The sequence below is a fragment of the Anabaena sp. 4-3 genome, from assembly GCF_001597745.1.
Taxonomy (GTDB): domain Bacteria; phylum Cyanobacteriota; class Cyanobacteriia; order Cyanobacteriales; family Nostocaceae; genus Trichormus.
This window is the reverse complement of record NZ_LUHJ01000033.1, coordinates 46,887-59,211: the sequence shown is the minus strand read 5'-3', so window position 1 is coordinate 59,211 and position 12,325 is coordinate 46,887. Positions and strand designations below refer to the sequence as shown.

Below are 12,325 nucleotides of genomic sequence, written 5' to 3'. Positions count from 1 at the left end.
CCCTCTTTAGTAGCAATACAAAAGCCGGTGAAATTGGGAGCGATAGAAGGTAACAACTATCAAGTTCTCGAAGGATTAAAACCTGGTGAAAAACTCATAGTTTCCGGTATTCTCAACCTCACCAACGGCGCGCCTATTGTTCCAGAATCCTAAATCAGAAGCAGGGGGGCAGGGGGGCAGGGGGGCAGGAGGCAGGAGGCAGGAGGCAGGGGGAGATTTTTCCCCAGTATTCTTGAATTTTGAATTTTGAATTTTGAATTTTGAATTTATATGTTTGTTGACTTCTTTATTAAGCGGCCTGTCTTTTCTACAGTCTGCGCGTTAATTATTTTGCTGGTGGGATTAATCAGTATTACCACATTACCGATTGCCCGATTTCCAGATATTAGCCCTACTCAAATTAACGTCTCTGCTAACTACACAGGTGCGAGTGCAGAAGTGGTAGAAAGTGGCGTGACAAACATCTTAGAACGGCAAATTAACGGCGTTGAGGGCGTTAAATATATTACTTCTAGCAGTAGTAACGACGGTACAAGTAACATTACAGTCACTTTCGATGCTTCGCGGGACAAAGATATTGCCGCCGTCGATGTGCAGAATCGGGTTGCAGTTGCCGAAGCTCAACTACCAGATATTGTGCAGCGTACAGGGGTGCGGGTTACTAAGCAATCTACCAATATTTTATTAGGTATTGGCTTATACACTGACAATGATGAATATGATAATATATTTCTCAGCAATTACGCAGACCTTTACTTGGTAGATGCTCTAAAAAGAATTAAAGGTGTGGGTGATTTGCGAATTTTTGGCGAACGTCGCTATGCTATGCGTTTGTGGTTAGATCCTAATCGTTTAGCTAGTCGGGGTTTAACCACAGAAGATGTCAGCAGGGCGTTAACGGAACAAAATTTGCAAGTTGGTGCGGGCAGAATTGGACAAGAACCAGCACCTCAAGGACAACAATATCAACTGGATGTGCGTGCCGCCAGCAGATTAACAGATGCGAAAGAATTTGAAGAACTTGTTCTGAAAACTGAAAATGATGGCACTTTAGTAAAACTCAAAGATGTTGGTAGAGCCGAACTAGGGGCAGAAAATTACAATACATTTTTACGATTTCGTGGCAAAAATGCTGTCGGTTTAGGAATTTATCAACTTCCGGGAAGTAACGCCTTGGATGTCGCCAAGGGTGTAAAAGCCGCTATGGTGGAATTAGCTAAGAGTTTTCCCCCTGGTGTGAAATATCAGGTAGCTTTTGACACGACAATGTTTGTCGAAGAATCATTGTCAGAAGTGGTCAAGACGCTGATAATGGCGGTGGTGCTGGTAGTGCTGGTGATTTTTGTTTTTTTGCAAGACTGGCGCACAACCTTAATTCCAGCATTGACAATTCCTTTGGCTTTGGTAGGGACGTTTGCCTTTGTCAAAGTTTTTAATTTTTCGATTAATAGTTTGACTTTATTTGGTTTGACTCTAGCATCGGGGATGGTGGTAGATGATGCGATTGTTGTAGTTGAGCAGATTAGCCGTTTTATTCAAGATAGAGGGATTAATCCCCGTCGGGCTGCTAGTGAGTCAATGGCGGAATTGTTTGGCGCAGTCATCGCTACTTCTTTAGTCTTGATGGCGGTGTTTGTACCTGTGGCTTTCTTCCCCGGAACTACTGGCGCACTATATCGGCAATTTGCGTTAACCATCGCCTTTTCGATTGTGATTTCTACCTTTTTGGCTTTGACTTTAACACCATCTTTATGTGCGTTGTTACTGCGTCAAGGACAAAAACCATCAGGTTGGTTGGGGCGAATTTTTGAGCAGTTTAATGGCTTTCTGGATGGAGTCAGACAAAAATATAGGCGATCGCTCGTTTTTCTCACCCGCATCAAAAGCATTATCATTGGTTTATTCATCGTCTGTTTAGGAATGACAGCTTGGCTATACATCACAGTTCCCGCAGCCTTTTTACCCGATGAAGACCAAGGTTATTTCATCACAATTATTCAAGGGCCGCAAGGCGTATCTTTGCAATATACGAGTGATGTCATAGCACAAGTAGAAAAAGAAATCTTGCAAATACCGGAAGTAGTAGGAACTTTCGCCGTCGGAGGTTTTAGTTTTAGTGGTAGTACAGCCAATAGCGGTATTCTTTTCACTACCTTAAAACCTTGGGCTGAACGTCCTAGACCAGACCAATCAGTACAAGCTATCATTGGTAAACTGCGGGGTAAGTTGTTCGCAATTCCCGAAGCCAGAATTTTTCCTGTCAACCCCCCAGGGATTCAAGGTTTAGGTAACTTTGGCGGCTTTACTTTTCAACTGCAAGACCGTAGAGGCAATAGCGGTTTAGAAAATTTGGTGCAGACTATGGGACAATTGTTAGGACGCGCCAACCAAACACCAGGATTACAAGCGGTGTTTAGTACCTTTGCTGCGAATACACCACAACTATTAGTAGAAGTAGACCGCAACAAAGCCAAAGCCTTACAAGTTTCTATCGATGATATATTTAGCACCTTACAAACTGCTTTGGGTTCTCGATATGTGAATGATTTCAATTTGCAACAGCGTAATTATCGCGTGTATGTGCAAGCTGATCAACAGTTTCGCTCTAATCCCAAAGATATCGAACAGTTGTATGTGCGATCGCAAAATAATCAAATGATTCCCCTCGGTAATTTAATTAAAGTTACTTCAGTAGTGGGAGCGCAAACCATTAACCATTACAACCTATTCCGTTCCATAGAAATTAATGGCTCTGCTGCCCCTGGTTTTAGTTCCGGCGATGCAATTGATAAAATGGAACAAGTAGCCCAAGCAGTTTTACCCCCTGGCTATGGTTATGAATGGTCTGGAACTGCCTTAGAAGAACTGGAATCAGGGAGTTTAGCACCATTAATTTTTGGTTTAGGACTGGTATTTGTCTTTTTGGTACTCGCCGCCCAATACGAAAACTACATCGACCCTATTATCATTCTTTTGTCAGTACCTTTAGCGATACTTGGCGCACTCGTAGCCCAATCATTGCGGGGTTTTCCTAACGATGTCTACTGTCAAATTGGTTTGGTGATGTTGATTGGTTTGGCTAGTAAAAATGCAATTTTAATTGTGGAGTTTGCTAACCAACTGCGAGAACAAGGACTTCCCATCGCCAAAGCCGCAATTGAAGCCGCCCAAGAACGTTTACGCCCCATTCTCATGACTGCATTTTCTACCCTCATCGGTATTTTTCCTTTAACCATTGCTACAGGTGCGGGTGCTGGCAGTCGTCAATCTTTAGGAACAGCAGTGTTTGGTGGAATGCTGATTGCTACTTTATTAAGTTTGTTTGTCGTCCCAGTCTTGTATATTGTAATTAAGACCTTAACTGAAAGCTTGTTCAAACCCCATCAGAAGCCAGCATTAGAAACAGGTGCAAGCTCATTGGATAAAAAAACTGTGGCTTCCGTGAATAAAACCAATGATTAATTGCAGCCGAATTCAGGAGTTAGCAGCAACCCTACACCTACACAAGTAAAACTTTTTGTTTGTAGTGAGGACTTTAGTCCTCATTACTCATCCTGAAATCTGCCACCTGCCTTCTCAAAATATGTACACAAACCTATCAGGTGTTGCTTATGAATTCCTATCTGCCGCGACAATATTTTTACCAAGAAATCCAACAATCAGATGAGCATATTGACTTAGCTAAGGCGGCTTTATATATTGCTCAAGAAGAATATCCTCAACTGGATATAGAAGAATATATCAACGCCTTGGATACAATGGCGGATGAAGTGCAAGCACGTTTACCAACGTCACGTTATCCCTTGCGAGTCATTCAAACTATCAATCAATATCTTTACGACGATTTAGGATTTGCTGGCAATCAAAGTAATTATTATGACCCCCGCAATAGCTTTTTAAATGATGTGATTGACAGACGGACAGGTATTCCTATTACTTTAGCGTTGGTTTATTTAGAGATAGCCCGACGGATAGATTTTCCGATGCAAGGAATAGGAATGCCAGGACACTTCTTAATTCGTCCAGCGATTCCAGATATGGAGATTTTTGTCGATGCTTTTAATCGTGGCGAGGTGATATTTCCTCAAGATTGTCAAGATAGGCTAAATCAAATGTTCCAGCAGAATGTGCCTTTACGCCCGGAATTTTTAGCCACAGTGAGTAATCGGCAATTTTTGGCGCGCATCTTGACTAATTTGAAGTATATTTATCTCAGACAGCAACTCTTAGAAAAAAGCTTGACTGTAGTGGAAAGGATTTTGTTGCTATTTCCTGATGCTACTTCCGAAGTGCGCGATCGCGGTCTATTAAACTATCAACTAGGTAACTATAACCAAGCATCTGACGACTTGCATACTTATCTAGCCACAACTCCCGACAGTGAAGACACAGCACTCATTCGCCGCTTACTAGGTGATTTAGGGCGGTAACGCTGCCCTGTTTATGGCGGTGCGTTACACGCTGCTTTAACGCACCCTACATTTTTATGTTTACTAAAGTAGTTAGCACCAGCATTTTTGTGTAATTCACCACATATCATCATAATTTAAGTATCAATATCAGCAAAATATCATGTGATAAATAGTCCATTTTAAATACGTTTTTTTATCATTGACCAAATACAAAAATAATTGCTATTGTTTGCTGGTGTTATTAGCTATAAGTTTTGTTAGTCAAGTGGTGGTAATGTTTATGCTAAAATGTTCTCTTGTATTACAAAATTCTGAATTAAATTTGTAATCATGAATCAAGTCCTCTGTTGCAGACGCTACGCGCACAGGCATCAGGACTAAAGTCCTGACTACAAACCAAAAATCAAATGTTTGTGACACTGACATCAATCCACATAATTTAGGTGTTATAATCGATTTTTGCGGATATTTTTGGTAAAAAGTCAGCGAAAACCACAAATAAAGTCATATAAGTTGCAGAAAGTTTTGGCGAAGTTTGGCAAAGTGAAATCTATCTGCAATATCAGATTTTCTGAGGCAGAACTTACGCTCTAAAACCCTCAACCCTTGATTTCCCTAGCCCTCTGTATTTCACTGGGAAATCTGAAAAGCTACCTTGGATCAGGGTTGAGGAATTTTTTGCATGAAAGGGTTATTAATATCAGGTTGCTACCAACAATAGTGTCTGAGTGAGATAAATATTTAACATCAGAAAATTTGCATCTTACCCTCCTAAGCTGCTATTGGTAAACGCTATGCAAACAACCTGTAGAGTTCCAGATTTATCAGGTATTAGCTTGAGGTGTAATTCAGCCTAAAACTAATGATTGTTTGTTATCAGAGGTTAGGTGTTTACTAACAATTAATTTGGATTTATGTAACTTGCTTTTTTATTTTCATCAGCAAAATTTCAGATAAACGGACAAAAAACCATGTCAAGGGTGAGTGAGCAGCCAAGGTCAAGAGAGCAGCCACTGGAGCTAGAACAACCTAAGATTTGGTGGGGTCTTGCTGTCGCCTTACCAGTAGCAGTTGCAGCCGGGCTACTAGCTACAGCAAAATTTGAGCAAATCAGAAAGCTAAACCCATCTGTACCCATCAATCCAGTTGCTAGCAGTATTAGTGCTTTAGGGCGTGTGGAACCACGAGGAGAGGTGATTAGACTGTCAGCTCCTATGGGGGGATTACAATCAGCCTCACGAGTCAAGCAACTATTTGTCAAAGAGGGGGAACGAGTGCGGAAGGGTCAAGTGATTGCAATTTTAGATAATTACGATACCAGATTGGCGGCTGTAGAGGAAGCAAAAGCCAAAGTTCAAGAAGCCCGTGCTAGTTTGGCGCAAGTCCGAATTGGCTCACCAAAAGATATTCAAGCTCAAACAGCCGTTATTGCGCGTTTACAGGCGCAATTGCGCGGAGAAAGTGAAGGGCAACAAGCGATGATTACCCGCATTGCTGCCCAACTAAGTGCGGAAAAAATTGCTCAACAAGCCACAGTCAACCGTTTAGAAGCGGAACTGCGGGGACAACAAGACGGTTTAAGAGCCACGCTTGACCGCATCAAAGCCGAGCAACGTAATGCTCAGGTGGATGCTGGGCGGTACGAGTTCTTATACAAACAAGGGGCAATTTCACAGCAAGAACGAGATAGAAGGCGATTGAGTGCGATTACTGCTAATCAACAAGTGATAGAAGCCCAAGCTAGTCTCCGTCAAGCAATAGCGACTATCCGCCAGCAATTAGCTGAAGCTAGAGCTAACCAAGTGAAAACTTTAAGCAGTTTACAACAGCAGTTAGTAGAAGCGAAAGTTAACCGCGACAAAACCATTGCCACTCTGCAAAGACAAATTGAAGAAGAAAGAGCCAGACTTAAAAGACTGGTGGAAGTTAGCCCGACTGATGTGCAGATGGCGCAAGCGGGAGTAAGTAATGCGATCGCTAACGTCAGAAAAGCCGAAGCCGAACTAAAATTAAGCTACGTACAAGCACCATCATCTGGCGAAATTCTGAAAGTTCATACCAAATCAGGGGAATCTATCAGCACCGAAGGCATAGCTGAAATGGGAGACACTGAGCAAATGATGGTAATTGCAGAAGTCCCCGAAGACAGCATTGGTAGAGTTCGTGTCGGTCAAAATGTCACTATCACCAGCGACAACGGTGCTTTTAGCGGCGAATTAACGGGAACTGTCACCGAAATTGGCAGAAAAATCGGTAGAAAAGACGTATTGAATACAGATCCCGCAGCTGATGTAGATGCCAGAGTGGTAGAAGTAAAAATTGCCCTGTCATCAGCAGATAGTCAAAAAGTTTCTGGTTTAACCTACGCCAAAGTATTGGTTGAAATTAATAACCAATAAAACAGTAGCTCAGTAATTGAGGTAAAAAATCTCAGTCTCAAAGTCAGATATAAAACCTGTTTTCCTTCTGACTAATGACTAATGACTAATGACTAATGACTAATGACTAACTCTAATGATTCGTAAAAAAATACCTCTGGCGTGGTTACAACTCACACGAGAAAAAACTCGCCTCGCCGTAGCGTTAGCCGGAATTGCCTTTGCTGATATTTTGATGTTTATGCAGCTAGGTTTCCGCGATGCTCTTTACTATAGTAATGTCCGGTTACATAGCAGCTTACAAGGTGATATTGTTTTACTTAATCGTCAATCTAACGCTGTACTGGCGATGAAAGGCTTTTCACAACGGCGTTTGTACAAAGCTTTAGAATTGCCTTCGGTAAAATCTGTACATCCTATATATTTGGATTATTCTGTTTGGAAAAATCCTGATACTGGTAAAACTCGAAGTATTCTTGTGTTTGGGATTAATCCCGAAACTAATGTTTTTAATTTACCGGGAGTTGCAGAAAATTTAGATAAACTTAAACTTGCTGATACTGTTTTATTTGACCGTTCTTCTCGACAGGAATATGGCCCGATTGCTACTTATGTCGAGCAAGGGAAAAACGTCACAGCCGAAGTCCGCAGACGACGCGTCAAAGTGGTCGGTTTATTTACTTTGGGCGCATCCTTTGGGGCAGATGGGAATTTGATTACCAGTGATGTCAATTTTTTCCGGTTATTTCTGACTCGTCAACCGGGATTAATTGATATTGGTTTGATTAGATTAAAACCCGGATATGATGCTAACACTGTTGCTCAAGAATTGCGGAGTTACTTACCTCCAGATATCAATGTTTTAACTAAGCAAGAGTTTATTGCTTTTGAGCGTAATTATTGGGCTAGTAGTACAGCAATTGGTTTTATCTTCACGTTAGGGACAATCATGGGTTTTATTGTGGGGACTGTGATTGTTTATCAAATTTTGTACACAGAAGTAGCAGACCATTTGTCTGAATATGCAACTTTGAAAGCAATAGGATATACCCAGAGATATTTATTAACCGTGATTCTGCAAGAAGCTCTAATATTGGCTTTTTTAGGCTATCTGCCAGGATTTGCTTTTTCCATGTTCATGTATAAAACTGCTAGAGATGCCACACTGTTACCGATTTTTATGAGTCTTGAACGTGCGATTACGGTGCTAATTCTCACATTTATTATGTGTGTGGTTTCTGGGACAATTGCTGTGAGAAAACTGCGTTCTGCTGACCCGGCCGATATTTTCTAAGATGGTAAATAGAGAAAAAATATAAATTGAATGCGAAACAACAAAATCAATTGCAAATCAAAATTTATAATTCAATGATAAAAGTTTATGATTGCTGCAATTCCCCACAGTCACCTATTGTAAATAATCACTCCTAACAACTTAATTAATCATGAGAAAAGAAGCTGTAATTGCCATTAGGAATATTAATCATTACTATGGCAAAGGCGCACTCAAAAGACAAATTTTATTTGACATTAACCTAGATATTTATCCTGGGGAAATTGTGATTATGACCGGGCCATCAGGTTCAGGTAAAACTACATTATTGAGTTTGATTGGTGGTTTACGGTCTGTACAAGAGGGTAGTCTGAAATTTTTAGGTGTAGAATTATCTGGTGCAAGTCAAAGTCAGTTGGTACAAATTCGGCGCAGCATCGGCTATATTTTTCAGGCGCACAACTTGCTGGGGTTTTTAACTGCTAGACAAAATGTGCAGATGGCGGTGGAGTTAAATAATCATGTTGCACCAGAAGAAGCGATCGCCCATGCACAAGCCATGCTCCAAGCTGTAGGCTTAGAAAATCGTGTAAATTACTACCCTGATAACTTGTCGGGTGGACAAAAACAAAGAATTGCGATCGCTCGCGCCCTGGTAAACAATCCGCCACTGGTGTTAGCCGACGAACCAACCGCAGCTTTAGATAAACAATCAGGACGCGATGTAGTAGAAATCATGCAGCGTCTAGCCAAAGAACAGGGAACAGCCATCTTGTTAGTCACACACGACAATCGCATTTTAGACATAGCTGATCGCATCGTGGAAATGGAAGACGGACTCCTCGCCCGTGATTCCCAAAGTGTAGTTATCAGTTATGAATCTGGTACATCGGGCGAAAAACCATAACAGAGGGAGTAGAAAGTAAGTGTTAATTGGTATTACCTGCTGTATGGTTTGACTCTAGACTCCTTCGGTGATACAGGTGAATTGTGTTGGCGTTGAGTGCGGAAAGTCACATTTACGCCATCATTGGATTGTTCCAACACCAATAATGGTGTTGGTTTAGCTTTTTGATCCCAGTGCATGTGAGCAATTCGCCCTTGAATTGTCGGTTGCCAATTACTATCTTCATCTATGGGGCTAAGATAGGTTTCAATACAGTCAATAATTTGGCTAATAGTGGTAGAAGTTGCTTGTGTGGGTAACTTCATTAACCGAATTTGAATGCGAAACAGCACGCGTTTAGCGATATCCGGTGGAGTACCGGTTTCATATTCCACATCAAAAGTTTCATCTACCTGTCTAGCGGCAGTATTAGCAATTCCCACTGTTCCCTGCTGTGATTGATTGGGGCGTAGAGCTTGGGAAATTTTATCTTTAATTCTGATTTTAATTTGATTCACAATCCCAAAATGAAACACTTCCTCAGACATCCGCATCCGCAGATAGTCTAGGTTAAAGTCCCGCGAGTGTACCAAGTCGGGATTCGTTTCCATCTTGCGAATTGTTTCCAGTGCAAGTTTAAATTTTTTCTCTAATTCCCTGGCGCGGAATTGTTCAAACTTGACTTTTTTCTCCAGTTTGGTGATTTGCTGCTTACCAAAAACCATCACAGCAATCAATGCTATTAATAATCCACCAGATGTCACCATTAACACGGCTGGTATGGGAATGTCATTGGCTGCGGCTTGCTGTGTCACCTTTTTGGTTTTTGGCGTTTGGGTTTGGGCGAGGAATATGGGAGTTAGCATAGGTAGTTAACAAAAACACTGGACTGTTTATTTTTAGGATGCCCAAATTTTGCCTGTTACATTACTGTATGATTGGTATTTTTTACAGCTAGACTGAACCCGCGTATGTACAGACACCCAAATCTTCCCACTGGGCATCCTCAAAGTCTCAAACAACTTTCACCAGATACCTCTGCTGTCTTGAGTAATATTCGGCTGATCGCCACAGACATGGATGGTACACTGACGAGTCAGGGCAAATTTTCTACTGCCTTAATACAAGCTTTAGAAGATTTACAGACTGCGGGTATTCAAGTCCTGATTGTCACAGGGCGTTCTGCTGGTTGGATGAACGGCTTGAATAGTCTCTTGCCAATTGCCGGGGCGATCGCAGAAAATGGCGGTTTATTTTATCCATCTCAGAGTGAGCAAACCATAACATTAACACCAATTCCCGATTTCACAGTACATCGTCAGCACTTATCTTTAGCTTTTGAGCAATTAAAACGCCAATTTCCCCAAATACAGGAATCCGCCGACAATCGCTTTCGCCTCACCGATTGGACATTTGATGTTGCTGCCTTAAGTCTGGATGAACTGCAAATGCTCAGTCATCTTTGTCAACAAATGGGTTGGGGATTTACTTACAGTAATGTCCAGTGTCACATTAAACCAGCAGGACAAACAAAAGCCATTGGTTTATTACAAGTCTTACGAGAATACTTTCCTGAATATTCCCCAGCACAAATTGTGACTGTGGGTGATAGTCCGAATGATGAAAGTTTATTTAATCAGCGTGATTTTCCGCTTTCTGTAGGCGTGGCCAATGTCGTAAAATATGCTAACCAGTTACAACATCACCCTACTTACATTACCTCTGCGGCTGAGGGAGAAGGATTTTGTGAGTTGTCCAGATATATTTTGCAAAATCGCGAATTATCTAGGTTAAGTTAAGAGAAAAATTTTTGCTCAAAATCAGGAGTAGGGATTGAAAACTCTAGACGGTAAACCTCCAATTGTGATTGCCCATCGGGGTGCGAGTGGGGAATTGCCAGAACATACCCTTGCTGCTTATCAGTTAGCAATTGAACAGGGTGCGGACTTCATCGAACCTGACTTAGTAGTGACAAAAGAGGGTGTATTGATAGCCCGTCACGAATCCAACTTAATTAACACTACCAATGTTGCAGAACTTCCAGAGTTTGCTCATCGCCGCCAAACTAAAATTGTGAATGGGTTAGTTCAACAAGGTTTCTTTGCGGAAGATTTCACCCTCGCAGAAATCAAAACCTTGCGGGCGAGAATGGCTCAAGACTTCCGTCCTCAAGAGTTTAATGATTTGTATGAAATCCCTACCCTAGAGGAAATTATCGCCCTGGTGAAGCAGGTAGAAACTGATACAGCTAAAAAAATCGGCATTTATCCCGAAACTAAGCATCCTACTTACTTTTTACAGCAAGGTTACGACATTAGCCAGAAACTAATTGATACTCTGGTTCACGAGGGATTTACTGAACCTAAAAGGGTATTTATTCAATCTTTCGAGGTGGGCAATCTCAAGGCATTGAAAAATAGGATCATGCCGGCATTTGGTGTGAACCTGCCTTTAATCCAATTACTCAATGCGTTAGGTGTGAATCTGGATGGTTCATTACAAGAGGTGAAACCTGATGATTTTGTAGTCAGTGGCGATCGCCGCACCTATGCAGACTTACGGACTCCTGATGGTTTAAAGGAAATTGCCACTTATGCCGATGGTATTGGCCCTTGGAAGCGGATGATTAGATCAGTTCATGTTGTAGATGTGAATGCAGATGGTATAGTTAACGATGCCGATAAAACCTTGACTGCACCCACAAGTTTGGTAGAAGATGCCCACGCAGTCGGCTTGTTAGTCCATCCCTACACCTTCCGTAACGAAGCACGTTATTTAGCTAAAGACTACAACAACAACCCAGAAGCAGAATACAGAGATTTTATTGAGTTGGGTGTTGATGGCTATTTTACTGACTTTCCAGGGACAGGCGATCGCGTGCGTCACTTGATGACAAATGTCTTGTAGGGTGCGTCAGACTTTTGAAATGCTTTAAGAGGGAACTCTTAACAGTTCCCTGTTCCCTCTACACACATCTTGCACCTGTTTCTTGATGATAATTTTTGTAGGGTGGGCATTGCTTGCAACTTGCTGAAAGCCTTAGTTTTACGTCATTGGCTGTGCAGGGAGCGAGGCTTATTGAGAAAGGTGCAAGATATGACTCTACCGAAGGTGAGTAATGACTGTACAAATATTTACTCAAATAAATTAAAAGATTTTACAGATTCACTCGGTTTAATCATACCCTTGATGTGGAAATGCTCATCAATTTACACCCTTAATTATGGTCATCATTATAGCTTCGTTTTAGCTGGCTATACTGATGTGTGATTGTCTAAATTTTCTTAACTTTTTCTTCATCGTTTCTTAAGCATTTATCAGGTGAAGAAAGTGTGATATTTTAAGTCTGAAGAAATTTTTTAGTAGTCACACTTGT

Annotated in this window: 7 protein-coding genes and 1 pseudogene; 7 read left to right on the top strand and 1 reads right to left on the bottom strand. The window is 41.5% G+C overall.

Features of this window, described 5'->3' with window-relative positions:
• The first annotated feature begins 270 nt into the window (after positions 1–270).
• From A3775_RS09505 to A3775_RS09485, 5 genes are all read left to right on the top strand, one after another.
• Positions 271–3,462 carry an efflux RND transporter permease subunit gene (locus A3775_RS09505; protein ID WP_066424711.1) on the top strand — a complete coding sequence of 1,064 codons (3,192 nt, stop codon included), beginning with the start codon at positions 271–273 and terminating at the stop codon, positions 3,460–3,462.
• Positions 3,463–3,611: 149 nt separating this feature from the next.
• Positions 3,612–4,430 carry a SirB1 family protein gene (locus A3775_RS09500; RefSeq protein ID WP_066376814.1) on the top strand — a complete coding sequence of 273 codons (819 nt, stop codon included), beginning with the start codon at positions 3,612–3,614 and terminating at the stop codon, positions 4,428–4,430.
• A 953-nt stretch (positions 4,431–5,383) separates the two neighbouring features.
• A complete protein-coding gene (locus tag A3775_RS09495; protein ID WP_066424709.1) occupies positions 5,384–6,811 on the top strand; it encodes an HlyD family efflux transporter periplasmic adaptor subunit in 1,428 nt (475 codons plus the stop codon).
• Positions 6,812–6,926: 115 nt separating this feature from the next.
• On the top strand, positions 6,927–8,084 hold the full coding sequence (devC, locus tag A3775_RS09490; protein WP_197480122.1) for an ABC transporter permease DevC: 1,158 nt from the start codon (positions 6,927–6,929) through the stop codon (positions 8,082–8,084).
• A gap of 151 nt (positions 8,085–8,235) precedes the next feature.
• The gene (locus A3775_RS09485) at positions 8,236–8,970 is read left to right on the top strand and encodes a DevA family ABC transporter ATP-binding protein (RefSeq protein WP_066424707.1); all 735 of its coding nucleotides are present in this window, start codon (positions 8,236–8,238) and stop codon (positions 8,968–8,970) included.
• A 32-nt stretch (positions 8,971–9,002) separates the two neighbouring features.
• Here the strand turns inward: A3775_RS09485 and A3775_RS09480 are convergent, their stop codons facing one another.
• Positions 9,003–9,815 carry a hypothetical protein gene (locus A3775_RS09480; protein WP_066376809.1) on the bottom strand — a complete coding sequence of 271 codons (813 nt, stop codon included), beginning with the start codon at positions 9,813–9,815 and terminating at the stop codon, positions 9,003–9,005.
• Positions 9,816–9,920: 105 nt separating this feature from the next.
• Between A3775_RS09480 and A3775_RS09475 the strand changes: the two genes are divergently transcribed.
• Together A3775_RS09475 and A3775_RS09470 are read left to right on the top strand one after the other, a co-directional pair.
• Entirely contained in the window at positions 9,921–10,748 is an 828-nt protein-coding gene (locus A3775_RS09475) for an HAD family hydrolase (RefSeq protein WP_066376807.1), read from the top strand.
• A gap of 34 nt (positions 10,749–10,782) precedes the next feature.
• Positions 10,783–11,844: pseudogene (locus tag A3775_RS09470) on the top strand (glycerophosphodiester phosphodiesterase); the annotation flags it as partial.
• Between the last annotated feature and the right edge of the window lie 481 nt (positions 11,845–12,325).

Excerpts from the sequence above, each read along its gene's own strand:
- A3775_RS09505 (WP_066424711.1), top strand. The coding sequence starts at position 271 with ATGTTTGTTGACTTCTTTATTAAGCGGCCTGTCTTTTCTACAGTCTGC.
- A3775_RS09500 (WP_066376814.1), top strand. The coding sequence starts at position 3,612 with ATGAATTCCTATCTGCCGCGACAATATTTTTACCAAGAAATCCAACAA.
- A3775_RS09495 (WP_066424709.1), top strand. The coding sequence starts at position 5,384 with ATGTCAAGGGTGAGTGAGCAGCCAAGGTCAAGAGAGCAGCCACTGGAG.
- devC (WP_197480122.1), top strand. The coding sequence starts at position 6,927 with ATGATTCGTAAAAAAATACCTCTGGCGTGGTTACAACTCACACGAGAA.
- A3775_RS09485 (WP_066424707.1), top strand. The coding sequence starts at position 8,236 with ATGAGAAAAGAAGCTGTAATTGCCATTAGGAATATTAATCATTACTAT.
- A3775_RS09480 (WP_066376809.1), bottom strand. The coding sequence starts at position 9,815 with ATGCTAACTCCCATATTCCTCGCCCAAACCCAAACGCCAAAAACCAAA.
- A3775_RS09475 (WP_066376807.1), top strand. The coding sequence starts at position 9,921 with ATGTACAGACACCCAAATCTTCCCACTGGGCATCCTCAAAGTCTCAAA.